Raw genomic sequence first — 26,491 nt, forward strand, 5'->3', positions numbered from 1 at the left:
TGGTGATGGATTGGCGTTAAAACGCTGTGAGCAGAGCCGTTGAGGCCGATGAAAGGAGTTATCGCATTGGATAATATTCGCCCGCTATCATTCGGTGGTTGCTTGCTCAATAATTTAATTTCGGCTCTGCATCAGAATAATAAGCTGGGCGGAATATACAAGGAGATGGGATTTCTCAGGACGCCGTTCTCTATTTCTGCCGCGAGTGCTGTCCAGCTCTTGGACTTTATATCGGGCAGCAAAACAATCCCGCCGCACGTGCGGCGGTTCTGTTATCTCGATAGCAGACGAGAGCCTAACAAAGAGCAGATGGCCATCCCATATACTGCCGATATAATAATTGTCGAAATGAGCACCTCCATCGATATCTTGTACGATGGCTTCGTTGTTAACACGAATCGATTTCAAGAAATCATCCTGCCAGAGCTTGAGCATCTAAATGTGCCGCCGCGAATAGTGGCCAAATGGAGGTCGTCTCTTGTCAAACAGAACGAATCCGAACGCGCCAAGTATGCGAGACAGCTCCTCGAATTGGTTCCTCCTACGGAGGAGTTCGAGTGGCTTCACGATCTAGTCGGACGAACGACTACGCGTCAATTGAACGTTGACGATATGACCAATTACATCGGGCGCATCAAAGAAACGCTAGATGTCCCGCTAGCGATGGTTCATCACAATTTTAGATACATGCCCGACGGGAGACCTATCTCTTGGCCCACTGAACTTAAGGACCAATCGATCGAGGTCGCACATCGGCTCAAAGCCTACGAGATGGACTTTGCTCCTTTCGTAGCACGCCACGGCGTGAAACGTGTCCTCGCCGATGATTGCCGCCATTGGAACCCCGGGTTTTTTTCCGAGATCGCCAACCATCTATATAAATTCATAAGCAGAGTCGCCGGGCGAGGGACGCCGGAGGATCTCATTGAGAGGACGTTCGTTCCAACCGAGCTCGAAAACGACGAACCACCACAGATCCCAAATAAGCGCCAGAGTCCAGACAAGCGCCTGAGCGAAACCACCAGCGTCGACGGGAGCGAGAAGGACAACTCAACGGTTGGGCGTGAGATTCCCCTGAGAGATGCTGGAGAGTTACAACCGGGCACAGACAGTGGCATGTTGAGCGCAGACGATCTCGTTTATCACCCGGAAACGGCGTCTCATTTCGATTTCGACGTGAATGTGCTCAACATGATTCTTGTCGTCGGCCAGTCTTGGGCACTTGGTGGCAATAACGATGAGGCAGGAGACGCGCCTCTTACCTCCGTGCCAGAACATCCTGGGCGCGCGCTGATGTTCGATGCCGGATCTGCTCCTCGAGGCAGGCGCGTGTCAAAACTGGTTGACCTGTTTGAGCGGGCCACCGGCTCGACCAAGGAAACACCCTGCGGAGGTTTGGCCGATTACTTGATGCGTACCTGCGAAAGTCGATTCGGAAAGAAGCCCACCGTGGTGTTTGCCTCTGTCGGACGCGGGGGCACAACCCTGAGCGGGCTTAATCAGGGAAGCGCTGACGGGTTACTTCGAGGATCGGCACAGCATCTGGAGGCCATGCGTTTGGTGGCGAAGGCAGCGGAATTTGCCCGTGCCGAAGGCAAACGTGTCCGAGTCCTGGCGATTTGTCTCGCACACGGCGAGTCCGACGCCGGACGGGGAACGCCCGCCGATTCTTATCAGCGAGGCCTGATCCTGCTCCGGCAACAATATGACGCGGATATCCGGCACCTAACTGGCCAAGTGACTTCTGTACCTATGCTCACATATCAAGCCAATCGCGGAGCATCGCGACCAGGAATAATAGCAGAAAGCGTCTGGTCACAGCTTCGGGTGGCAAAAGCTGACCCGCATATACGATGTGTTGGGCCTGTTTACCATCACGAGCCCGAAATGCGTTCCGATGGCCGGTCGGCTCATCTGAAAGCAATCGGCTACCGCCGCATTGGCTTCCAATTCGGCCGTTTTTTACTTGATGACCTTTTCGGGCCTGGATTGGAACCGCTACGCGTCAGTCAAGTGCGGTTGCTGCGACCAAATGTGATCGGTCTTGAATATTCCAGAACAATCACGCTCGAGCAAAACGATGACCGCATAAATGTATCAAATCTGGGGGCTGGGCTAGGTATTGATGCAGTAGGGATGGGAGCGGCTGGCCCGACAATAACTTCCCTCGCCATATCCGCTCGCGACGACAAACTCCTCGAAATACATTTTTCGAGCCCAATAAGCCGATCTGGCGCCAGGCTTTTCATAGCTGCACGCATCACTGGGACCAATTGCGGGCGACATGAAGGAGCGCGAAGCGGCATTCGTGCAAAAGTTCCGTACTATGTAGATCCGCACGACAATACTGAAATGTATGATTGGGCATGCTCAGAGACCGTCGATTTGCCCTACCAATAGCCAGTATACGCGAAAGTAGGATTAGGTAGCATGAAAGCCAAGTCTCGAAAGTACCAACCTAAAACGCAAATGAGGAACCCCGAAAACATGTTCGCCACCGCCAGTATATCACCTGATCTCGGATTTTTTGAAAGCGTCGTCAGCGCACACACGGAGTTGAAAGTCTCCTGGAAGCAGAGAGACTATGTCCGCGTCGGAGACGCCGCGGCAACGCTGTTGGCACTCATCCCCGACAACCAGAATGCGCTGAAACTCCAACTGAAAGCCGCCATTCGCAGAGGGGACGACACAGACCTCGTCGCAACTGCTCGCGCCGCAGCGGCCATTGCCGCGCCCGACGTGCAAAGTGCGGCTCACCAGCTCGCCGCGAAACGAAGGTGGGAGGATGCAGCCACGTTACTGCTAGCTCTACCGGAAAATGTAGAGAAAACGGAACAGCGCGAAACCTTATCACGGCGCATCGCCGCCCAATTGGCGGCCGCCGGCCTCCAGGCGAAAAACGAAGGCGACGAAGAGAAGGCTGCCAGGCTTTGGCAATTGGGACTGAGCCTCAGTCCCGGAGACGCCAGGATGAAGCGCAGGTTGCGCCAACTCATTCATGCCGCCGCCGTAAAGGCGATCGAGGCCAATTTTGAAACGGACGCAAATACCTATATTCGAACCTGGCACGGTGTCCTGGCGCTCAGTCCCGATCACAGTACCGCTTTGAAAAGATTGGCGACCGCGTATGAAAAAGGCGGACATAACGAAGCCTCTCTGGAGTTATGGGCGCGTCTGGTGCGCCTGACACCTGAAAATCCATCGGTGGTGCGTCGCGTTTTGCGGCTGGCGCTTTTGACTAACCAGGAACTGGACGCCCTTGTCCTTTTGGCGAGCGTAGGTGCTGCCGTGCCCGATGATAAGATCGGCGAAGCAACCCGACGCGCTGTCTTCCTTCAGCTTAGGGAATTCCTGCGCACTCACAACTATCTCTTGGCTGCCCATCGTTTCTCCGTCCTTAAGAACTCCTCTTTGGACTTGTCCAAATACGACAACATTGAGGAGCGCGTCTTCCGCGGCACCGTCCGTGAGTACAAACGCTTAATGAAGGAAGGGAGCGTCAAGGAAGCTACCCAGTTAGCAGAATTGGTGCTGGATATCGACAGCAACAATCGATTTGCGTTGGCGAACCTCGCCCAATACTCCTTCAAGGTCACCAATTTCGAACAGGCAGTATCCTACTATGAGCGGTTGGCATCCGTAGACGGTTCGAATGTGAAGGCTTGGATCGGACTGGCCCGCAGCCGCAAAAAGCTTGGCGATCTTCCCGCAGCTGTTGAAGCCGCAAGGAGATGCCTTTCCATTGAGCCTGGAAATCAAATTGCAGAGCAAATTGTCACCGCTTTTGCGCCAGTAGCTTAAGGGCGCGATGCCCAGCGCTCATCTTCTTGCGCATGGCGTCGCGGAAAATCGGATCATAAGGATTTCGACATGGCAGGGGCTAAAGATCATCAAAGCGGTCGTATGCTCAATAGTCTATTTGGGGAAGGTCTCGGGACGAAGTCGGTGTCGCGATTGATCGACGAAAATCTTCCGCCGCTCCCCAATGGTGCCAAGAATGAGGGACCTTTCAAGACAGCGCAGGTAGATGCGCTGTCAGTTGCGGAGCGAAAAGCTTATGAAGTGCAGATCGACCTGGCCAGCCAAAAGGAGGCCCGGGACCGGGAGCGTATCCGTGAGCTCGAAGCCAATATTCATGCGCTCACCATCGAAATATCGAGAGGCGATATTTCGTTACGAGTGAACCAGATCGAGAAGGAGCTGGACTCTTATAAGCAAGCGAAGAAGAATGTTGATGTTCTCAACCTCGACCTCCTGGCCCAGGTCAAAACTATAAATAATAAGCTCGAGACGCTGCGTAGTAGCCCGATCTTGAGTTTGGGTGCAGATATCTTGGCAATCAAAGGAGACTGGAAACGCGCTTTTTCGCTTCCAGCCAAATTCCGTGCCGCTCAAGAACAAGCGATGAAGGACAAGGCCGCTTTGCCGGTCGAGCTGGGCCTCGATCTGGCAACGGCCGAAGCCCTACAGCATGCCGATCGCGCTCTGGCCATCGCCGAGCAGGATGGCTGGCATTCTGCCGAGCAATGGGTTCGCGATCAGAGGCTGCCTGCGGGCATCTTATCGCGGGTGCTTTTGGAACTATCGCGTCGCGCGCGCTTTAGCGATATTCCCGTCGCCGTCTCGTTGGCCAAGGCCGCCCTGGCAGCCGATCCGCAACAGTGGAGAGTTAAGCATCTCGCATTCGTTCTCGCGGATGTTGGGGTGGTCAAAGAGGCTTTGGAGGTGATGCGATCGGCGATCGCCACCGGTGTCAACTTCAACCCGAGCGAACTCAAACGCTTCGACGAATTATCCGCGCTTGCCAGGCTCGAAGTGACTGGGCTTTCCTTGCCGAAGCGTAGCGCCAGCCAAAACGGCCGTCCCAACTCGGTCATCTTCTACTGGCCGAAATCTTTCCCTGGCCACTGGTCCGCTTCCAGCTTGCGCGGCCTCTCACTAGCTAGTGCCTTCCAGAAGGCCGGCAACGAAGTCAAGATAGTGACCGTCCCTGGCTACCCCGCAATCGACAATTCCGGCCGCGTCGAACTTACCAAGGATATAGTTGCGGGCATTGCCCACTTCCGACTGCCGGCTATCGAAGTCGACGGTAGCATACTCGACACCCACTCCTGGGATGCCAGCGAACTGCTCGCGGAGAGGATCGCTGCCGCGAATGCCGGGGCTGTTGTCGCACCAAGCTCGATTGAACTAGCCTATCCGGCGGCGATAGCGGCGCGCCTTAACGGATCTCGCTTCATTCTCGATTGTACGACTATGACTCGAGCGAAGAGCAGTCCAGCTAGCGAGCGCGAAGAAATCTTTATTGCGCTGGAAAACGCTCTCTTGGCCGAGGCCGATACGGTCCTGGTGCGTGACGACTTTTTCACTGACCGCTTAGCCGAAGCTGGCGTGTCGGCACATAAGGTTCTATCCATCGGAGAATCGGTTTTCCAATTCAACGCGGACAAGAATTCCGCCGACTGGTCCTCATCGCCGATTCTCAAAGGCGGCTTCGTCATCGGATATATCGGCGATGCTTACGACGAAGTGGATCTCGAATCTTTCCCGGCGATCCTGGATGAACTGGTCAAGCGCGGGCTTCCAGTTAGGCTGCTCATTTTTGGCGTCGGCACGCGCTTCCATCGGATTCGCGATAAACTGGAAGCCCTAGGCCACGGAGACCGATGCCTATTTCCGGGACGCCCGCGCAACGGACATATCGCAGCCGCCTTTGCCGCGATTGATCTGGTCGTCATCCCAGCGATGCCAGTGACCCAGCGCTGCGGGCGATCACGCTTCGAACTCGCAGAAGCCCTTGCGTATGGGCGCCCTGTACTCGCGGCAGGGCCGATTGCAAGCGCCGTGAAACCCAGCCTGAAAACCATCGAGGCTTTTGGAGAGGAGATGGTCGCGGCAATGGTTGACGCAGTCTCGACCTTCATCCTTCAGCCGGGCAGCCTGGAACAACTTTCGCAAGCAGCAACCAACGCAGCCCACGACATGACCGTCGCAGCCACCGCCGAACGCCTAGTGCAGGCATAGCATAATTAAGTAACAATGCGACATATTGTAAGTACGCCGTATAGGCAACCGCCAAAGTCGTTCCCCTTTGTTTGCGCGATACAGGCGCGATGGCTCTAATAGAGATAAGGCGTTCGCAACGCTCTTTTGGCCGGATCTTCTATTATTCTCTATTTTTGATCGGCTCTTTGAACCGCAATATTTGTTATTGATCGTCATACGAACTGGATCGGCTAATATGTTATTCACCGCCAAGAAGTGGTTGCGGGGTCCAAATCGGATCGACAAGGTACAATCAGTTGAGCGACATGATGTCGATCCCGTAACAGTTGCAGTTCTTCAGGGGCTACAAAGCCAGATCGCAGTACGTCCTGACACGAAAGTGGTTGGCAGGGCGCGAAGGCGAGTTAGTTCATTGCGAGAAATGGCAGAATTGCCTGACACTCTCTCTTATCTTCTTGGAGAAATCGCGCGGTTCCCCAACGAAGAGAGACTTCAACAGATAGCCGCGCAGGCACTCGAAAGGTTCCAAGACCCGCGTGCATTAGCCGTTTGGCGCGGCATCGACTCTCGATTTCCAAATTCGCGCCATGCATATGTACGCCTCTTGCGCTGGACCATACGGTTAGGCGGGACAGATGCCGGGCGGAATATCCACGCTGAGCGCTACCCTGAAGAGCCCAAGCACTCTGAAGGCATGTTCGTATTTGCGCGTGCGCTTATAGAACTAAAAGACTTCGAAGAGGCAGAGCAAGCTCTATCGAAAATAACCCAAATGGGGGATGTATCAGAGGCCATACTTCTTGACGTGGTGAAGCTATACTTATCCATAAACCAACCGCTTAGAGCGCGAGAAATCGTTAATGCGAGCCAGGATAGATTTGGCCCTACCGTAAAAAATCTAAGTGTCGCTTCACAGGTCGACGCGAATATATCTGCGCTAGAAAGGGCTGTCGAAAGCAGTAGCGGCGCAGACATTGATCCACAAGAATTTCTTATCGAACACGTCTTCAATGAAGCCAAGCGCCTCCGGCCGAGCGCCCCAACGGACAATAAAGGATTTTTGGGGCACCTAATTCTTGTCAATGGCGGCCTTGGCTCCGGTGGCGCCGAGCGCCAGTTAACCAATACCGCTCTCGCAATCAAATCGGCTATGGAAGCGGGGCGCTCAATTGACGGGAATGACGTGATTGGCCCGGTTCAAATTCTATGTCGATCGCTCAATTCCCGCTCGGGGTCCGATTTCTTTGCTCCGCTGATGTCGGACGCGGGGTTCAATGTTCACCAGTATGTGGAATTCGACAAGTTTGCCGGGCGACCAGGATGGTCATGCCTACGGGAGGTAATCCATTGTCTCCCCTACCTTCCATTTCCGATGCGTGAGGGCCTGGTTCAGGCGGCCGACGTTCTGCGTCAGGCATCACCGGATGTCATACACATCTGGCAGGACGGGTCTGTATTGGCCTTGGGACTAGCCGCGCTATTCGCCAACGTGCCGCGTATAGTGCTGGGTGTTCGAACTTTGCCGCCGGTCGACCGAGCCGAACGAAACAAACCTGAATATAAAATCGTTTATCGGTTACTATTGTCCGCTCCGGGAGTGGTGATCGTTTCTAACTCCCTCGCAGCGGCTAAGCGTTACGAGGAGTGGCTCGATCTACCGCGCGGAACCGTACGGATCATTCCGAACGGTTTGGAGCCGTTGTCTTTGGCCGCCGACGAGGCAACTTTAGTAATGGCGCGAGCCTTCAGTAACAATAACCCCCGCGACTGCTTTACCGTTGGCTCAGCAATGCGATTTGACAACAACAAGAGGCCATTGGAGTGGCTCGATATCGCGGCAACCTTCGCCTCATCTCGTCCCGAGGTGCGGTTCATAATGGTCGGCGACGGACCGCTTCGTAGCGCAGCGATGAACCATGCTCGAAAGCTAGGCATTGAAGATCGGGTTCTTTTCACCGGACGATCGCAACATGTGGGCTTTTGGCTTTCGCAGATGGATGTTTTCTTGCTGCTGTCGCGGCATGAGGGTTTGCCCAATGTCCTCATTGAGGCTCAATACTCCGGGCTGCCTGTGGTAGCCACGCCCGCTGGAGGTTCCGGTGAAACTTTTGAAAACGGAAGAACGGGAACGCTGCTACCCGGCATAGATAAGGTAGACCCGGAGCAGGTTGCTAAGGTGTTGAATTCTTGGTGTCGTCCTGTTCCTGAGCAGAAGCTTTTGGCGGAGCAAATTCGGGACTATGCTACCGAACGTTTTTCAATTGACAACATGCTTGCGCTAACTCTCGAGGCCTACCTTAACTGACTAGGAACCGGCCATAACAGAGGCGGAAGTCCAACTCGCCAAGATGTTCAGACGAAAGCGGCCATGTCTCCAAAACTCAAGAGGGTGTTACCGTAGATGTTAATCGGTTCGGAGTCACGCTCGGGTGATTTTGTGATTCGCCTCACAGTCGCGTTGGCAGAGCTCGCCGAGCGCCGGATCCTGCCAGCCCGATATCGGTGTGGCTGGCCCTGAAAGAATTCAGCTTCAAAAAACACTGCTCGCCAGCGAGTAGGACAGGCCGGTGACCGTGCGCGCAGGGCGCAACGGAGGAAGTACCGGGCGGGCTTGATCCACGGCGCACGCTGACCTTCCTGGCCGTGCTGCGCGGAGAACGCATCGACGCGCCCTGCATCATCGACGATCCCATCAATCGCAAGCTTTGGGCCTGGGTCGAGCAGTTCCTAGTGCCGACAATCTCGCCCGGTGGCAAATCTCGCCCGGTGACATCGTCGTCACGGACAACCTTGGCAGCCCCAAGGGGCAAGCCACTCGTCGCGCCCATTCGCGCCGCGGTCGCCATGCTCTCTTCTACCTGCCGCTCCATCTACAGCCGAGCCCTCAACCCTATCGAGCAGGTCTTCGCCAAGCTCAAGCACCTCACACGAAAGGCTGCAAAACGGACAGTCGAGGCCGCATGGCGACGTTTTCGGAACGCTCTTCGAAACCTTTCAAAGCACCGAATGCGCAAATATCCTGCTTTTAGCAAGTCGCAGCGCAGGTTTGTACCATTGTTGACCTTCCACTCGCGAGGGTTGTGATCATCGTTGTTATAAAATGGACTCCCGAATACTTTAAAGGGGCAAGCAATGTTGGACGTGAGCGCGGCACTCAAGGGAACCTCTCCACAGAGCGCCGATTACCTTATCGAAATTCGGCAATTGATGCATGAGACCGGAACCGCCACGGGCGCGCGGCGCGTGGAGCCTCGCCTACGGGAACTGGTATCCGTTTATCCGTTGGAATTCGATGCCAACTATAACCATGTCCTCGCCTTGGAGTTGTGTCGCACGAGGGATGATATGCTCCCGCTGTGGCTCCAGTTGCACGAACGGTTCCCTCAAGAACTCAAACCTTTGCGCTACATCGTCCGGTGGTTCTACCGGGAAAAGCGCGTGGACGAGGCGTGCGATTTCATCGAAGCCGTGCTGCCGTCCGTGCCGAAAGCCGCAGACGTCCTCTTAGAAAAGGGAGAACTGTACTGCGAACTGCGTAAAACCGAGCGCGCTCAGACTTACTTCACGCAGTTTATCGAACGATTTCCAGAGGATATGCGCGGAAGGATATCTTATGCGCGCCGCCTTAAGGACTGGGGCAACAGTTTCGTGGCGCTGTCCGTTTTGGACGGCATTGATCCCGCAACTGTCGGCTCCCATGCCTCCGGGCAGTTCATTAAGGAGCTGCGCGATGGCATGGCGGTCCTTGCAAAACGTTATGACGATGATTCGCTCAAGTCGCGAGACACTTCAGGATTGGCCCTAGCTTTAGTGATCGAGAAGTACGCATCCAAACGCGAGGAGCCGACGGCAACGAACCGACTTGGGAAAGTCTCGCTTATTACCGGAAGCTTAGCAGCGGGAGGGGCGGAACGTCAGATAGCGCGCGTCGGCATTCGCTTGACGGATGTTTTCCGGATGAAAAGACCCCTCGCGGGCATCGTATTAACCGAGCCGTGCCATGTCGTGCTTAAATCGCTCAAGAGCGCGGAAGGATACGATTTTTTCCTCCCAGCCGTGCGTCGAAACGACGTGGAAACACGTGAGATCGATGATTTTCCTACCGTACGCATTCAAGACCTTGCCTTGGGCGACGACGAGATATCAACTCTTCTGCCAATGCTTCCCAAGTCTGCGCTCTATGGCGTCCAGAGGATGGTGAACTATTTTCGGGAGGAGAAGATCGAAGTCGCATTTATCTGGCAGGATGGGGCAGTCTTATTTGCCGCCTTGGCCGCGCTAATAGCGGGTGTTCCTCGCATCGTAGTCTCCGTACGCGGCTTACCACCTTCACTGCGTGTACATTTGTTTCATCCTGCTTATCAAGATATGTATCGCGCACTCGCAGTGACTCCTGGTGTGCGCTTTTCCTCCAACAGTGAGGCGGCAGTGAAGGCGTATACGGATTGGCTTAAAGTCGACAACCTGCGTTTTAGCATTGTGCATAACGGCGTTCTTGTTCCGCTGCTTCCTGCCGCCGATGGCGATGTGGATTTGTGGCAAAAATTTCAGTTGTCCAACGCTGATGCGACGACCACCATCGGCAGCGTTTTTCGCTTCGATACCGATAAGCGGCCCTCTCTCTGGATAGATTTCGCTCATGCCTATCTTCAGCGCCATCCGCAGACGAAGATTGTGCTAGTCGGCGGTGGGCGCATGCTCAAGGAGGCAAAGAGAAGGCCGCTCGCCTCGGCATTATCGATCGCGTACTATTCACTGGTTTATCCGACAATGTCGGTTTCTGGTTGAAGAAAATGGATGCTTTCGTACTGCTTTCCCGGTTCGAAGGCTTGCCCAATGCTCTTATTGAAGCGCAGTTGTGTGGTGTTCCGGTTGTCACCACGCCGGCGGGCGGCGCGGCCGACACAGCGGTGGAGGGTATCACTGGCTGCGTACTGTCGGCGGTGGAGGAAGTCGATCTGGAGGAATGCTGTGACAAGGTCAACGAGGTGCTTGCATTCGCCCAGGCAGATGCTGAGGCACCGACCAGAATTCGTCTGATTGCCGAGGAGCGGTTTTCAACCGAAGCGATGGTTCTTCGTACCGTCCGATTGCTCGCAGGACACTACGAAGGTGGTTCGCTAACATGAGTGTGGAAATCGCTGCCAAAAAACCTGACGTGAGAGCCGTCGCTGCGGCATCGGTCGCCATTTTGCGCGCCGGTCAGGCCGGCAATATCGAAGAAGCGATCCACCTTGCTCTCGCCCACATCTCTTATGCTGCGGACTTTCCCCGGCTTGCGCAAGTGTCTCTGCAGGCGTTTTTGAGGGGTAATCGCAACGACGCGGCTTCACGATTGGTCGATAACGTCGTCGCAAAAGGCAACACATTGCCTGAAGTCGCCGTATTGGCCATTCGCCATTTGCTCGGCTCTGATCGAGCCGGCGAAGCCTACGCCTTTGCCCGCACTCTACTTGAGGGCAACGGAAAGGTCGAACCTCGTCTCGCCGAAGCGGCGGCGCGCGCCGCTCTCGCCAGCGATAAACCGGTCTCAGAAGCATTGGAGATCCTTGAAAATGCTAAAAGTTGCGCCGGCAACGACGGTATTTTCCTGCGCGCCTACGGCGAACTTCTACTGTCTGCCGGGCGTTACGCAGAGGCTGTCGATGTCCTCGCCCCTATTGTATCGTTGAGGCCTAACACGACTAATACCCGGCTTCTTTTGGCCCGTGCTCTCAAGCATGCTCACCGGCTCGAGGAAGCGTGTGCCGAGATGTTGGCCGTGGTGAAGCTCGATCCCTCCGTAACGAACAGGCGCGGCGCAGTTGCCTTGCTGTTGCAGGTCGGGCGCGAAGCCGAGGCAAAGCAGCTTTATGGCGACATGGTGAGCGAACGGAAGAACAAGTTAACAAGGACTTTCTCCGCAGGATTGGCTGCACTCGATGCACGTCTGGATGAGGTCAAGCTGCCGCAGAGGCGACTCGACTGGGCTTGGGAAATCGTGAGCCGGAAGCTTGGACACCCACCTTCACCCAATCGCGAGGACTGGGATCGGCGCGCGAAATGGGGACATCTTCTAGACAAACTTATCCAAGATTGGCTGGAGTGTTCTATTGATCAAGCTGGAGAGATTGCCAGCTTTTTCAATGTCAGCGATGCCAATAGAAACACGGTCATCGAGGCCAGTGACGAAGGCAAAGGCGTGTTGCTAGTCAGCGCGCATATCGGCCCGATGTTTGCAGGCCCTGTAGCCATCCACTCGTTTGGAAAGCCCTACAGGTGGCTATCGTCAACGCCAAGGATTTCGACCACCAGCTTTGCGAATACCTTGATCTCCACGGCCGACTTAAACGAAGTTCAAGTGGCGCGATGTGTCATCGATTCGCTGCGTGCCGACTGCCTCGTCACCCTCGCCGCCGACGGCGCGATGTCCCCCAATGCGCCACGCATCACCTGGGAGGGAAAGTCCATAACATACTCCCCGTTTTGCGCGATGCTCTCTTACAAGACCAAAGTGCCTACGATCTTTACCTCTCCCCTCTGGGCAGAAAACCAATTTCGGTTTGTTGTAAAAAGGCTGCCGACCGCCGAAACAGGTGAGGGGTTGAGACAGTTTTCCAGTCGCTGGCAGCAAGCCTTCTTCGAGGAGGTTAAGAATGTATTGGTAACGGGTCCAGAAAATCTACGGCTCAACGGCGGACTCTGGCGCAATATTTGAGCGTCCAACTTGGGTCTGCAAAGGTGTTACTGCTGGGCTACGTCAAGTGTTGAAAGCGATGCCATGATGCCGCCAAGTGTTGATCTAAACAATCCAGTTAGGTTAAATCACTCGCTGAAGACGTATCGGCAAGATCGACGGCCATCGCTGTACAAAATACCAGCTAGCGGACAGACATTTCTTTAGAATAAGATTTAGACAGAGTTGTTGCCGGCTTTTTGTTTGTTATGCAAGCTCCAGTTGGCCTCATGATCTGCCCAGAACAGGCCTAAAGACGAAAGTAATTCGTGGCAACATATTTCACAATATTGGTGGTCTCCTTCCGTTTATTTGCGCTGTCAGCGCTTTTGACGCCCCAGATCGCAATTTCAGCCTCCTCGGCAATTTTGGACGAATCTGCTCGAGCTCAAGCTATAGCACTTGTAAACTCAGCGAGAGCACGGGCTGAAGAAATTGGCCTTCACGATGCTTGCCAGCAAAAAAAGCAAGATTTTGACCAAATACCAGGATTTGCCGGAGACTCGCAAACGAGCGGTGGGCAGGGGGGGGTAGTCCTGCAGGTCCATTCAGACGAGGACAATCAACCGAGAACTCGGCCACTGCCGGGGACACTGCGAGAGGCTGTGGAATTCGGATATAGGCATCGCACGGCTACTCGTATCGAGTTTTCTCCGGAACTGAAAGGGCACGTGATTAAACTATACTCGGCGCTACGGCCTAGCGACAATACAACTATCGACGGCAAATGCACGGGCGTGACACTTATTGCAGACGCCGATATAGCCCTGATAATTCTTGCTGGCAGGCAGAATGTGATTATTTCTGGGCTCAAAATGAGGAAGTATCCTTATACGGGCGAGAACAAGGGACGGGCAGATGGGAAGGATTTTCGAGACTGTATAACCGTTTCCGGGTCGGTCGATCGGCTGGCCTTCCTTTATAATGATTTCGAGACTTGCGGCGATGGCGAACTCGATATCACATCCGGCGTGGGCAAACTTATGCCAAACGCTGGCGGACATATGACGATCGCATTCAATCGATTTGGGCATCATGATAAAGCTATGCTTTTGGGAACGGACGGATGCGGCGATGCAACCGTTGGTCCAGTTGACTGCCCTGACTATGCGAAAGCCAACTCTGAACCCCTAGCGCCGCTGTACAAGGTGACGCTTTTGCCAATTTCTTCGAATGGGCGGGGCAAAGACAACCGCGAGCCTTCGGCCGAGTGTTGCTGGACGCCACCAACAATGTATTTGCATTCACCCCATTCGATCGAGGGAATGGCACGTCAGGGTCGACCTATGGTATTTTTGCAAGCAACGGAGCTTTAGTTTCCGCTCAGGACAATCTTTTCATAGGTGTACCCTTTTCTGGCCGCCCAGCCTACGGCCTCACAACAACGACGTCGCCAGGGATATCCCTTTTGGAGTCGCAGGCCGCTATCCGCTCAGAAAATAATTTAGCCTATGGCAATGAAATTATTTCGCAAAACCGGCCCGAGCTGGTTCCGCAAATCGCATATGCTGGTGGCGCGGAACTTGAAAGGATCGATTTCAAGCCACTAGGCGCTCGCGATGCGCTTGCCTGCGTCATCACGCAAGTAGGACCGTATGGAAAACTCGAGTGGCCTTCGTCGTGCCAGCGAAGTGGCAGATGACCATCTGGAGTATCCGGATTAGTCAAGCCTCACTTGGGGCTTCCCCGGCCGACCTTGATGAGAGTGTTCGGGAGCCAAATTTGGTTTTTCATCACGGCCGTTTTGGCAGATCACGACCTTTGAGGGTTTCCCGGGCCTTGAGCTGATCATAGTTTGCTTTTGAGGTCCGACATGAGGCGGCAGGCGACCGGCCAGTGCTGGACACCTCGATTTACCTGAACGAGCAGCGATAGCCGGTGGAGTTTGATGGATGCGACGTTCAAGGGGCAATTTTCCGCTGTGCGGGCCGGTCAATTCGCCGGCGGCTGCCGATTTCACCGATTTGTCGTGATGCGGACGCAGTTCGCCCGTTGTGCCGGACGTAGCGCGTGAGGGTAGGCCAGATTGCTATGTTCTGGCTCGCTCGGGAACCGGAAAAGCAGTCGTGCTAAGCCCGCGATCGCTACAGGCTTTACCACAAATGACATTTTTTTGAGGATCATAGTATGTGCGGCATTGTTGGAATTCTGGGTAAGCAAGCAGTTGCGGCGAAGGTGCTGGAAGCGTTGCGGCGGCTTGAATATCGCGGCTATGATTCAGCTGGCATTGCTACGCTGGAAGGCGGGCTGCTCACGCGCCGACGCGCCGAAGGCAAGCTAAGAAATCTCGAAGTTCGGCTCTCGATGGAACCGCTCGACGGGTTAATAGGTATCGGCCATACTCGATGGGCGACGCACGGTAAGCCCAACGAGACCAATGCCCATCCGCACGCGACTGCAAAGCTTGCAGTCGTTCACAACGGCATCATCGAGAATTTTCGGGAATTGCGCGCTGAATTGCAGGCGGACGGCTGTGTATTTGACACTGAGACCGACACCGAGATCGTCGCACATCTCGTCACACGCGAACTCGATCGCGGCAGAACCCCGTTCGAAGCGGTCGGAGCATCCCTGCCGCTGCTGCGTGGCGCTTTCGCGCTCGCCTTCCTATTCCAGGGCGAGGAAGATCTGCTCATTGGGGCACGCAGGGGCTCGCCACTGGCCGTCGGCATCGGCGACGGCGAGATGTATCTCGGGTCTGACGCGCTCGCGCTTGCGCCCTTCACCAGTCTCATCGCTTACCTGCAAGAGGGCGATTGGGTCGTTCTCAACCGTGAGGGCGCCACCTTCTATGACAAGGCGAATGCGCCGGTCGAACGTCGCGCCCAGTGTGTCGCCGCTGGCGCATTCCTGGTCGACAAAGGCAATCATCGGCATTTCATGGGAAAGGAAATCTACGAGCAGCCCGAAGTGGTCAGTCACACGCTGACGCAATATATCGACATGGCCACAGGCAGCGTCCGATTGCCCGTCGACATCGATATCGACTGGAAGGCCTTGATCCGCGTGTCGATTTCAGCCTGCGGCACCGCCTATTATGCCGGCTTGACCGCCAAATACTGGTTCGAGCACCTCGCGCGCCTGCCGGTCGAAATCGATGTTGCCTCCGAGTTCCGCTATCGCGAGGCACCTTTACCGGAAAACGGTCTTGCGCTTTTCATCTCGCAATCAGGCGAAACCGCTGACACCTTGGCGTGCCTGCGCTATGCGCAACGAGAGAAACAAACTGTCCTCTCGGTGGTCAACGTAGCAACCTCGACGATAGCGCGGGAGAGCCACTCGGTTGCACCCACGCTTGCAGGCCCCGAGATCGGAGTCGCCTCGACCAAGAGCTTTACCTGTCAGCTGACGGTGTTGGCTTGCCTCGCCGTCGCGGCAGCGCAAAGCCGCGGGAAGCTTTCCAAAGAGGACGCAACACGTCATGTCCAAAGCCTGATCGCGCTGCCTGGCCTTCTGGCAAAGGCGCTAGAACTGGAGCCGCAGATCGAGAAGCTGAGTCACACGCTCGCCAAGGCCCGCCACGCGCTTTATCTTGGTCGTGGGACAAGCTTCCCACTGGCCATGGAAGGCGCATTGAAGCTGAAGGAAATCAGCTACATTCATGCCGAAGGCTATCCGGCCGGCGAGCTCAAGCATGGTCCCATCGCGCTGATCGATGAGGACATGCCGGTCATCGTCATTGCCCCACATGACGCGCTCTTCGAGAAGACAGCCTCGAACATGCAAGAGGTTGCCGCGCGCGGCGGCCGCATCATTCTGATTACGGATTCGGGGGGCGCGGCTGAATGTGGCATTACGCCCGAGACGACCATCATCATGCCTGACATGGATTCGCTGTTTGCTTCGATTGTCTATGCGCTGCCGATCCAAATGATCGCCTACCATACGGCCGCATGCATGGGTTTAGACGTCGATCAGCCACGCAATCTTGCGAAGTCCGTTACCGTCGAGTAGCAGGCGCCCTGCTAGAAGAACAATGAATTGCCTTGCTTCGACCCTGGCCGTGGCGTCAGATGCAGTTCACTCGGACTTGTCGCGCATGCCAGAAAGCGGCCGAGGGTGAAGGGATGCGTTTTGGTCTGCTCGAGAAGCGTGGCGAGCGAATAGACCGCATAGTCCTGGTACAGCGACTGATGGATACGGCCGAACGATCGGCGGGTTTCGTCCTTGCTCTAGGCAGCATGTGCGGTGGCGCGGTCGATGCCCCTGCTCTCCCAAACCGGCCGTCCTTCCCCATAGGTCGCCATATCGGCCGAAGACAGATTCGCAAGGGCGTAGAGGCCTCAGACCATGTTGTCGACCTCTGCCATCTGCTTGACCGGTTTCGTGCCACGGCTGCGCATCTGCCCGAACGCCGGCTCGCCTCGATTGGACCTGCGAACTGCTATCACGGGCTAAAGCATAGCGTGGATAATCCGATCGACACGATCGTCGAGTGCTGGGACGAGAATCCGTACGGCTCCCTCGATCATGCAACTGTAGCGCCGTCTATCACCCACAAGAGACTTGCCGTCTAGGCTCGGCCAGGGCCGCAGTGGCTACGTTTTCGGGCGACGGCTTTTTCGAGAGCTGGGTTTCGGCGGTCCGTGACGAGCAGCCCTGCGCTCGTCGACTATAACCGAGGGTTGTCGATGTCGTTTTCGGTCTAAAGGCCGATACCGCGGCTTGGGACGACGTCCACTGTCATTCCTCCCTCCTGATTGCTGAAACGGATGGCGAATATGGTTGCCGGAGAACCGAACGACGTGAGATTGAACAATCTCAACGGCCAATGGATTGTTCAGGTCGTCGAAAATGGCAAAGTAACTCGGCATTCATTCAACGCTAAAGCCGTTGCCGAGAGTTACGCCGAATTCCAGAGAGTTAGGCTTGGCCTGCCTGGAAAGCCACCAATCTGGGAGGATACCCCAGTGAATGGGCACCCTGAGAGGCTTCGTGAAATACCAGACTTCATCATCAACGATGTTCTCGACCTCGCCGAGTATTCTGATCGCGGCATTGTCACTACCATAGTTGATGCACGCGGAGTTCGCCTCCGTCTCCACCTCACAGTCGTGACATCAGAATTGCTTTGCGAGCGAATTGCAACCGCGCTGGAGCGCCGGTACGCCGAATAGCGACCTAAGTCCAAGCTGCTTTGCTGTGATATATGCCAATATCCGTGATCACGCTATGCGGCGTCTGCCCAACTCTTCTTGGCCTATTCGCCTAGCTGTGACTTCTCAGGCTGTCCACCCGGTCGGGCCGAGGAAGCTGAGGTTGCGAACCTTCAGTGCCGCTCGGTCGAGAGCAACTTGTTCAAGCGGTGCTGGGCGCATAGCTGCCAAAGGCCGCCGCACACGTCTGCCTGGCGACTGTCCGCGTTGGTTACGCAGCATCGGACAGAGGGTGCGACCGCCTGCAGGACCGCTCGTCGCGACCGCACCGCCACGAAGGGGGTGGATGACATGGCCGATCAACCTACAGCGTGCCTCTGGATGGCAAGCAGGCTGAACGACAGGCTCTCTGGAGGGGCAAGATGATTCCGATCGCAAAAATGGAAAAATTGCTCGAAAATGGCCGAGCCTCAGCAGAGCGCGGACGCTCTCTCGATCATTTCCCGGTCGTTCGAATTGTTTCGCTGGACACGGGATCGGAGTGGCTGCTCTCCGAAAGATCGCCACAAAACGACATGCTCGCCTTCGGTGCTTTCTTCCCCGGCGACGGCAGTGTACCGCTGATGGGTTGGGTATCAATCCCGGGGCTCATCTACAACCGCTCCAGAGCGGGCAGGCTGCTCGACTTCGATCCGGACTACCGCCCGTCCAGGCCGATCGGAGCGATTGCCCCCGAGGTCCGTTTCGTCGGCGAAATACCGTCGAAACCATAAGGAGAAGGGGCGGCTATGCCGGCACTTTCGCCGTGGCTCCGACGGTGGACCGCTTCCTCCGGAGGCGTTCCCGTCCTTCGGACCCTTGGCCCTTTCGGAATCGCTGTCGGCAGACGACCGTTAGATGAGATTCCGCCTGCGTATCCAGCAATGACTGTATTTCCGTGCAGGTTTCGCCCTGCCTTTGGACATGATGGCCCATTCTCGCGGCAACGTGCGGGGGCAGTTCCAGCATCATCAGCCCGAACAGCCGAAGCATGAAGAATGATGTGCTATTGGTTGTAAATCATCATGCCGAAGCCGACGAGAGAGCCGACGGATGCCGATCGACGACGCGAAACGCAGAAAGCGTTTGGTCAATCCGCTACGGGCTCGCCCACGGGCTCGGGCAATCTCTCGGGGAGATCGTTGCCGGGATTGGTTGCAATCGGGCCTTCACAACCCATGCCTCGACAGGGCCCGTCAAAAACTTCTTGTCTCGAACGGGTCGAATTCTCGAACCGCGGGTACTCCGGCAGCTGTTGGGTTTGGTTGGCCTCGTCAATCGTGCAGGGGGCGTCACCGCGCATACCCGCTCCGTGCGTCGCCGCCATCCGATAGCAACGTTCACCTTGACTTTGCCGAGTTCCTGGACCGCCTTCTCCACAGTGTGGCCTGCGCCCCGGGCTATGGTTCCCGCGTCTTTGCGAACTTGATGCCAGCTGGGTCCGTGTCCCCAACCTCCGGCATGAGCGGCGCCTATAGGGCTCGCGATGCCGAAGGCGACGAGCATGATGATAAAGGCACGCGTGGAAGCATCCTCCAGGATTGCCTCGGTTCCGCTTGGAACCTCACCTTTGCAACCCATGCCGCCGTGTAGCGTCCGCGCTTTGCCATTGCGGGGCGGTTCAGAAGTCTCGATTTTTTCTCCTAGCCCGAAAAATTCATGGGGGTTGGTGGATGTGGCGCAAGCCGTTGAAATGACTTAGGATTTGGTTGCTTAAGCCGATCCGAACCATTTCCCGGAGACCACACCCACCATGAACGATCTTACGCTGCCGCTGAGCGGTTTGTCATCAGTCGGCGGCAAGTCCGTCGTCGCCCGTTTCGACGGCGGCATGCTGTCGTCCAACAGCGGCGTTCTGGCTTTGGCCGAGGTGGAAAAGCGGTTGCGGGTGGCCGAGCGTCTGGCGCGTTGCATCGACGATCCGCGCTGCCCGGACCAGGTCGTCCACAGCCTGGCGGACATGATCGGCTTTCGCATGAAGATGATTGCCGCCGGCTACGAGGACGGCAACGACGCCAACCGGCTGCGCCGCGATCCGGTCTTCAAGATGGCCCAGGATGCGCTGCCGTCGGGTCGGGATCTGGCGTCGCAATCGACGCTGTGCCGGCTGGAGAACCTGCCCGGCGTGCGGGAGCTGGTTGCGATGGGGCGGGCGATGGTCGATCTCTATTGCGCCTCGTTCCGGCAGGTGCCGAAGCGGATCGTACTCGACATTGACGACACCTTCGACGCTGTGCACGGAGGCCAACAGCTTCGCCTGTTCAATGCCCACCATGACGAGTACGGCTTCCAGCCGATCGTAGTGTTCGATGGTGCGGGACGGTTCGTCAGCGCGATCCTGCGACCGGCCAAGCGGCCGAGTGGGGCTGAGATCCGCCCCCACCTGCGCCGTCTGGTGCGGGCGATCCGGATCAACTGGCCGAACATTCGAATCCTGCTCCGCGGCGATAGCCATTATTGCAGCCCGCAGGTCATCGACTGGTGCCGCGCCAACGACGTCGACTTCATCTTTGGCCTCGCGCCCACCACGACCCTGCGCAAGCATGTCGCGGATCTGGAGGCCAGCACGACGGCGCGCTTCGAAGCGTCGGCCAAGACAGGCAAGGTCCGCAGGTTCAAGGAGTTCGTTGACGGCGCCGCTAGTTGGAGCCGCGTCGAGCGCATCATCGCGCGGGTCGAGGTCGGCGCCCAAGGTGCCGATACCCGCTTCGTCGTCACCAACCTTGCCGGTGGGAAGGCCAAGGCGCTCTACGAGGATGTCTACTGCCGGCGCGGCGCGGCCGAGAACCACATCAAGTCGTGGAAGACGCATCTTGCCGCCGACCGCACATCCTGCACCAGAGCGACGGCCAACCAGTTCCGGCTATTCCTGCATGCCGGTGCTTACTGGTTGATGTGGGGCTTGCGGGCCGCGATGCCGAGGCGCTCGAGCTTTGCCGTCGCCCAATTCGACACGCTGCGATTGCGCCTCATCAAAATCGCTGCGCGGGTGGTCGAGATGAAATCGCAAATCCGCCTGCACCTGCCGACATCGTGCCCCGACCAGCGCATCCTGCGCATCGTCCTCGATCGCATCCCCCAACTCGCGACATAACGATGGGGCGCAGACGCCCCGAAACGAACCCGCCGACCGCAACCTGCAAACCCCGCCTGCCATCACGACGGATCATCGCCGGCGCCCGACGAGGCTTGTCAAAATGGACCCCGAGGGCGGCCAGATCGCCGATGCAGGCCGCCGAAAGCCGATCGCTGTGCATCAAACGGGCTAGGACTCCTTCGCCAGGCGAAGAGCGAATTCCGAATGAAGCGTTTTCAGTCCCTGCTCGATTCTGCTTGCTTGGTTGCGCTGGGTGTCATTCAGACGCACGATATCCTTGCTGCTGTCATCGGATTGTTGGCGGCAGACGATGCCATGCCAAACAGCGCCTCGCAGCGCCTCAGTGGCGGACTGGAAGGTCTGGTCGAGAAACAGGCAAGACTCTTATGCACCATGTCCGTGGTCGGGTGCTTTCGGTGCGCTTCTTCATGCTCAGCGACGACGAAGGCAGGGGCGTAATATCGGAACGGCAGCTTCTTTTCGTAGACCTTAAAGAACAGCTTTGCGCGCTCCCTTTCGAAATCATGGAGCGCGATATGGGCAATGCTGCCCATTTTCCGGGTCAAAACGCCCGGATTGTCGCTAGGGAGCGACCCACCGCCCGATCCAGAGCCAAAATCCGCTCTGAACGATGCCCGGGGGAAAAACGAACCAACCATGTTGCACCTCTGTAACGATGCGCCACCTACGCGGATGATGTGGGCATTGACGACGTAGGTTTCAATTCCGGCGAAATGATGCTTCGCGGGTTCGGTCAACCCGCCCCCTGCGGCCGCCTTGGAGGGCGGCACTGGCATAGTTCAAACCAGGCGCCGCCGCGATCTTCGCCCGATCCGTTCGGGACGTTGCCGTCCTAACAATCCGGGCTAGGACGCCGTTCGGGCCGATAATCGCCGCAGTGCTCCCTCTTACGATGTGATCGCTCGCTACCCCGACGCCGGTGAGGCCGGATCCATCCCCCACGAACGTGGCGGTAATGGTCGAGGCGCTAATAACCGGCGCGTCGGAAGGGCAACCGATGTCGCCCCGCCTTGCCTCGCCGAAGCACAAGTGGCCACCCTGCACGCCCATGGTGGCGCTAAACGTAGCCACTGTGCCCGGTCCTGCGATGCGCCCCTCGTTAATGGCAGCTCATGACACGCGGATTGGCGAAGCCGCTGCAACTACTTGGCTCTCCCGGATATGTCTGACAGACAAGTGTGGATGAGGAGAAAGGCCCAATTCCGGTCCCTCTTGTAATATTCTCGGTAGCTCCCACCGCGTCGGCTGCAATCGAAGCTGTCATGTCGCAGGTATTCGTGAATTCCAACTCATAGGTCATAGTCGCGGTGGTGGCGCCTGACTCAGGTGCATGGCTGGTCTGGGGGGCTACTGTTACACATTCCTGATGGAGTTTCTCGTTATAATTCATGCACTTGCTTTGAACTGACGTTCTATCTCCACCTTGTGGCTTTAGACCTCTCGCAAACTCAAATTGCCGCTCCTGCAAGGCGAGACAAAGTTGCGTGCCTTTATTCTCACCGTCGCAATGGTTTTTAAATTCTGCTCTGTTCACTTCCGCTATGGAATTCAGACTTTGCGGGTCAACGGTGTCAGATGGCGAAATGCCCCCTGACAGATCCGCTTTGCGTTTTGCAATTGCCATGCACTCGGCGGAGTAGATAGCCACTTTGCAGTTGAATTTGGTTTCTAGCGCGGGCAGGCCCTCAAGATCATACCCAGGATCAAATGGTTTCGGCTTGTCTGCTGCCGCTTGTGGCTGGTTCAGAGGCGCTTTTATTTTTGGGAACGGGGCGGGGGTTGCCGTTTTGGGGTTTTTATCTAGTTTTGCGAGGCAATCAGCGCGTTTGCTTTCTATTTCTCGGAGCTGCTCTAAGTGGTATTGGCAGTCCTGCGCGCTATAGCTGCAGTTTTGAGAGGCATAGTAAGCCTGTTCACTTCGCATACCCGCTGCGGCGCTTGCTCGATCGTGATAATGGCCTAAGCAGGCCAATTCAGCTTGTGTTGTGGCATGAGATGATCCGGCTAAAGTGGAAGCTAGAACAATCAACTTCGACACAATTAGAGCGCACGGCCTTTTCATGTGGTCCCTCTTCTCAAGCCGAAGCGACCATAGACCTTATTCTGCGACAAACTTGAGACATCGCGGATAAGGGGCTATTGTAACTTTACACGTGTGTTGCAACCAAGTTCGAATGTCGCTTGGCCAGCAAAGTAGAAATGTCGCCACGGGGAAATTCTCAGGGTTAGAAACGCGACAGTGACGCGCTTCTTGGCGCCGACGTGAGCGCCCGATCGGGCGTCAGTTGGTCCGGGTTACGCAGCCCGATCGGGTGCGTTCCAGCAGGGCTTCCTCGGCTTTAGCTTTGAGAGCCCTCTCTGATCGGGGTCGTTGAGGTCAAGATGCTCCTGCACTTTTTTCTGGACCGTTCCGTGGGTCACTCGCTTCTCTTCGCGGTCGGCGCTCTGGCCGCCGCATGATGGGGTCAGGAGAGCGAGGCGTCTCAATCTGTTTCACGACCTTGCCGAGTTTTGGCCGGCAGGTTCGGGACTCTCAACGAGATCGCCTCGCCCATCGTCCCACGGAACGATCCGGGCATCGCCCTTTCGGGCGAAGGCTCTGTTCGTGTTGCGTGTTCCTTTGATTGGCCTCGGTTCACGCCGCCACCGCGGCAGGCTCCTTTCCAAAGCGGAATTCGGTTGCCTCGGCCCACATGCGATGCAGGATGACCGCCAGCTTGCGGGCCACCGCCACACGCGCCCGCGCCATGCCCCGGCGCCTGGCGATGGTCATGCCCCAGGCCCTGTGGTTCGAGCCGACACTGACCGCGACGTTCGCCGCCATGGCGGAGCATTACGACACCACGATCCTGCCGACACGCAGCAGGAAGCCGCGCGACAAGGGCAAAGTCGAAGGCGCGGTGTTGATCGTCGAGCGCTGGATCCTAGCCCGGCTCAGGAACCGCACCTTCTTCTCGCTTGCCGCCCTCAATACGGCGATTGCCGAATTGCTCGAGGATCTGAACAACCGGCCGATGCGCCATATCGGCAGAAGCCGCCGCGAACTGTTCGAGGAGATCGAGCGAGCCGCCTTGAAGCCCCTGCCGACCACACCATTCGAATATGCGGAATGGAAGTCGGCAAAGGTCGATCCCGACTACCATATCGAAGTCGACAAGACCTTCTACTCGGTGCCGCATCGGCTGATCGGATGCACCCTCCAGGTGCGGCTCACCCAACGGGTGGTCGAGATCTTCCACGATCACCAGCGTGTCGCCAGCCATGTCCGACGCTCCCAGCGCTCCGGCCACGTCACAGTCAACGACCATATGCCCAAGGCGCATCAGCGTTACGCCAACACCACGCCGGCCAATCTGATCGGTCGGGCGACCCTGATCGGCCCCAACGCCGCCATCCTGGTCGAACGCATGATGCGCGACAGGCCGCATCCGGAACAGGGATACCGCTCGGCCATGGGGATTTTGTCGCTGGCGCCGCGCTATGGATCGCAGCGCCTCGATGCGGCCTGCAAGCGGGCGCTCACCATCAATGCCATCGCCTATTCCTCCGTCGCCTCCATCCTCAAATCCGGCCTCGACCGGCAGCAACCGCAGGCTGAACAAGCGGCGCCCACGCCTGCACACACCAATATCCGTGGCCGTTCCTATTACCAGTGAAGGAAGCAAAGAATGCTGACAAACCAAACCCTCGACCAGATGCAGGCCCTCGGGCTGACTGGCATGGCCGCTGCCTGGCGCGAATTGGCCGAACTGTCCGGCACCAATGAGCTCAGCCGCGATGAGTGGCTCGGTCTGATGCTCGACCGCGAGGTCACCCTGCGAGCTGACAAGCGCATCCGTAACCGGCTCGCCTCCGCCAAGCTACGCTTTGTCCAGGCCTGCATCGAAGATATCGATTTTGCCGCTTCCCGTGGTCTCGATCGGCGCAACACCCTGGCGCTCGCCCAGGGGCAATGGCTCACCGCCCGTGAGAACCTGATCGTGACCGGTCAGACCGGCACCGGCAAGTCATGGTTGGCCTGTGCCTTCGGCAGGCAGGCAGCCAGGCTCGGTCACTCCGTGCTCTATGTGCGCGTGCCGCGCCTATTCGAGGATCTCGCGCTCGCCCGCCTCGATGGTTCCTTCCCCCGCCTCATCGACAAGCTCACCCGTGCCCAGTTGCTCATACTCGACGACTTCGGCACCCATGCTCTCTCCGATCAGCAGCGCTTCCACCTCTTTGAAATCGTCGAGGAGCGCTATCAGAGAAAATCCACCCTGATCACCGCCCAGGTCCCCGTGGCAAGCTGGCACGACCTTATTAACGACAGCACGGTCGCCGACGCCATACTGGACCGCATCGTGCACAATGCACACCGCATCGCCCTCCAGGGCGAGAGCATGCGAAAGAAAAAAGCCTCGCCCCTCTTGACCGACTCCGAGAACACCGAAATCAATCAGCCCTAACAGCAACCAGGCTGCCGAGGACCAACCTCGTCAAACTGTCCGGACTTTTGTGAAAACGCTGTCCGGGAATTAGCGGAATCGCTGTCCAGCTTTTGCGAAGCGCGCAGATGCCGCGCAGGCGCAGCTCCTTCACAAGCCGGTCCTGCAGCGTCTGATTGGCGCGCTCGACGCGACCCTTGGCCTGCGGGCTGTTGGCGCAGATGATGTCGATGTTCAGTTCGTAGAGCGCGCGACCGAACTGCGTCAGGCCAGTCGTTCGATCCTTCTCCGAACCATGCGTCGTGCGAAACACGCCATGCTTGTCGCTGTAGAAGGAGATCGGCTTGCCCCATTCCTGCAAATACGCCTTGGTGGCGATCAGATAGTCGAACGTGTTCTCGGAACCGGCAAAGCGCAGATGCAGCAGCTTGCCGGTGGCGTCATCGATGTAGACGAGCAGGGCACACTTTGGCCCCCGGCTCTCGAACCACCAATGGTGCGATCCGTCGATCTGAACCAACTCGCCGAAGCAATCTCGCCTGCCACGCGGTTGATGAATCTGGCGCTTCCGCTCACGTCGCGATGTCCAAATGGCGGCTTCGGTCATCCATTTGCGCAGCGTCTCTTTGCTAACCGCTATCTGGTGTCGCTCGAGCAGCTTCTCGCGGACAAGCGTCGGACCAAAGTCGACATAGTGTTCGCGGATGAGCTCCAGGACAAAGTCGCGAACGTTGTCGACGATGCGATTGTTCGAACATCTGCCGCGCGCCTTGTGCCGGAGAGCCGCGGCACCGCCGTCTTGGAATGTCCTCAATAATCGTTGGGTCTGGCGGACCGTGAGCCCCAGAATCTTCGCGCCCGACGCAGTGGAGATGCGTCGTTCAATGACTTTCGACAAAACCTCGATACGCTTCAGCTCGCGTTCGCTCATCAGAACAAGTCCCAAGTTGCAATCTCCCGCACCGTCGAAGGCGGAGAGATTGGCAGCGCACAAGCAGGAGCGACATTCCTACTTTGCCAAACCCGGACATTTTAACTTAGCTCCTACACACGTGTGTCAAAGCGATTTAGAGACGCGACACCGCTAGCCAGT

General features: G+C 56.9%; 15 protein-coding genes and 4 pseudogenes. 15 read left to right on the forward strand and 4 right to left on the reverse strand.

Annotation, left to right across the window (positions count from 1 at the left end; all coding sequences use genetic code 11):
* The first annotated feature begins 48 nt into the window (after positions 1-48).
* From AC0V8S_RS40990 to AC0V8S_RS41050, 13 genes and pseudogenes are all read left to right on the forward strand, one after another.
* Complete coding sequence (locus tag AC0V8S_RS40990; RefSeq protein WP_475439272.1) at positions 49-2,400, forward strand: hypothetical protein; 2,352 nt, start codon at positions 49-51, stop codon at positions 2,398-2,400.
* A gap of 30 nt (positions 2,401-2,430) precedes the next feature.
* The gene (locus AC0V8S_RS40995) at positions 2,431-3,801 is read left to right on the forward strand and encodes a tetratricopeptide repeat protein (RefSeq protein ID WP_475439273.1); all 1,371 of its coding nucleotides are present in this window, start codon (positions 2,431-2,433) and stop codon (positions 3,799-3,801) included.
* Between the two features lie 69 nt (positions 3,802-3,870).
* On the forward strand, positions 3,871-6,024 hold the full coding sequence (locus tag AC0V8S_RS41000; RefSeq protein ID WP_475439274.1) for a glycosyltransferase: 2,154 nt from the start codon (positions 3,871-3,873) through the stop codon (positions 6,022-6,024).
* Positions 6,025-6,241: 217 nt separating this feature from the next.
* Positions 6,242-8,311, forward strand: a complete 2,070-nt coding sequence (locus AC0V8S_RS41005; protein ID WP_475439275.1) for a glycosyltransferase — start codon at positions 6,242-6,244, stop codon at positions 8,309-8,311.
* A 317-nt stretch (positions 8,312-8,628) separates the two neighbouring features.
* Positions 8,629-9,067, forward strand: a pseudogene (locus AC0V8S_RS41010) (transposase); the annotation flags it as partial.
* Positions 9,068-9,138: 71 nt separating this feature from the next.
* The gene (locus AC0V8S_RS41015; RefSeq protein ID WP_475439276.1) at positions 9,139-10,794 is read left to right on the forward strand and encodes a tetratricopeptide repeat protein; all 1,656 of its coding nucleotides are present in this window, start codon (positions 9,139-9,141) and stop codon (positions 10,792-10,794) included.
* Positions 10,743-11,135, forward strand: a complete 393-nt coding sequence (locus AC0V8S_RS41020; protein WP_475439517.1) for a glycosyltransferase — start codon at positions 10,743-10,745, stop codon at positions 11,133-11,135. The genes AC0V8S_RS41015 and AC0V8S_RS41020 overlap by 52 nt, the downstream gene beginning before the upstream one ends.
* Positions 11,132-12,703, forward strand: coding sequence for a tetratricopeptide repeat protein (locus AC0V8S_RS41025; protein ID WP_475439277.1), 1,572 nt, complete (start codon positions 11,132-11,134; stop codon positions 12,701-12,703). The genes AC0V8S_RS41020 and AC0V8S_RS41025 overlap by 4 nt, the downstream gene beginning before the upstream one ends.
* A gap of 287 nt (positions 12,704-12,990) precedes the next feature.
* A complete protein-coding gene (locus AC0V8S_RS41030; RefSeq protein WP_475439278.1) occupies positions 12,991-14,037 on the forward strand; it encodes a polysaccharide lyase domain-containing protein in 1,047 nt (348 codons plus the stop codon).
* A gap of 811 nt (positions 14,038-14,848) precedes the next feature.
* Entirely contained in the window at positions 14,849-16,675 is a 1,827-nt protein-coding gene (gene glmS, locus AC0V8S_RS41035; protein ID WP_475439279.1) for a glutamine--fructose-6-phosphate transaminase (isomerizing), read from the forward strand.
* A 767-nt stretch (positions 16,676-17,442) separates the two neighbouring features.
* Positions 17,443-17,838, forward strand: a complete 396-nt coding sequence (locus AC0V8S_RS41040) for a hypothetical protein (protein WP_475439280.1) — start codon at positions 17,443-17,445, stop codon at positions 17,836-17,838.
* Between the two features lie 401 nt (positions 17,839-18,239).
* On the forward strand, positions 18,240-18,590 hold the full coding sequence (locus AC0V8S_RS41045) for a DUF2958 domain-containing protein (RefSeq protein WP_475439281.1): 351 nt from the start codon (positions 18,240-18,242) through the stop codon (positions 18,588-18,590).
* A 1,019-nt stretch (positions 18,591-19,609) separates the two neighbouring features.
* Entirely contained in the window at positions 19,610-20,950 is a 1,341-nt protein-coding gene (locus AC0V8S_RS41050) for an IS1380 family transposase (protein WP_183456652.1), read from the forward strand.
* A 263-nt stretch (positions 20,951-21,213) separates the two neighbouring features.
* Here AC0V8S_RS41050 and AC0V8S_RS41055 read toward each other — a convergent pair whose 3' ends face one another.
* The 3 genes and pseudogenes from AC0V8S_RS41055 to AC0V8S_RS41065 form a co-directional block, all read right to left on the reverse strand.
* Entirely contained in the window at positions 21,214-21,711 is a 498-nt protein-coding gene (locus AC0V8S_RS41055) for a hypothetical protein (protein ID WP_475439282.1), read from the reverse strand.
* A 362-nt stretch (positions 21,712-22,073) separates the two neighbouring features.
* On the reverse strand, positions 22,074-23,012 hold the full coding sequence (locus AC0V8S_RS41060; RefSeq protein ID WP_475439283.1) for a hypothetical protein: 939 nt from the start codon (positions 23,010-23,012) through the stop codon (positions 22,074-22,076).
* A gap of 597 nt (positions 23,013-23,609) precedes the next feature.
* Positions 23,610-23,768 (reverse strand): annotated as a pseudogene (locus AC0V8S_RS41065) (IS110 family transposase); the annotation flags it as partial.
* Between AC0V8S_RS41065 and AC0V8S_RS41070 the strand changes: the two are divergent.
* Both AC0V8S_RS41070 and istB read left to right on the forward strand, forming a co-directional pair.
* Positions 23,752-24,630: pseudogene (locus AC0V8S_RS41070) on the forward strand (Mu transposase domain-containing protein); the annotation flags it as partial. The pseudogenes AC0V8S_RS41065 and AC0V8S_RS41070 overlap by 17 nt on opposite strands.
* Positions 24,631-24,642: 12 nt before the next feature.
* Positions 24,643-25,419 carry an IS21-like element helper ATPase IstB gene (istB, locus tag AC0V8S_RS41075; protein WP_475439284.1) on the forward strand — a complete coding sequence of 259 codons (777 nt, stop codon included), beginning with the start codon at positions 24,643-24,645 and terminating at the stop codon, positions 25,417-25,419.
* Positions 25,420-25,459: 40 nt separating this feature from the next.
* Here the strand turns inward: istB and AC0V8S_RS41080 are convergent.
* Positions 25,460-26,329: pseudogene (locus AC0V8S_RS41080) on the reverse strand (ISNCY family transposase); the annotation flags it as partial.
* Positions 26,330-26,491 lie beyond the last annotated feature (162 nt).

The sequence above is a fragment of the Mesorhizobium oxytropidicola genome (assembly GCF_056174625.1).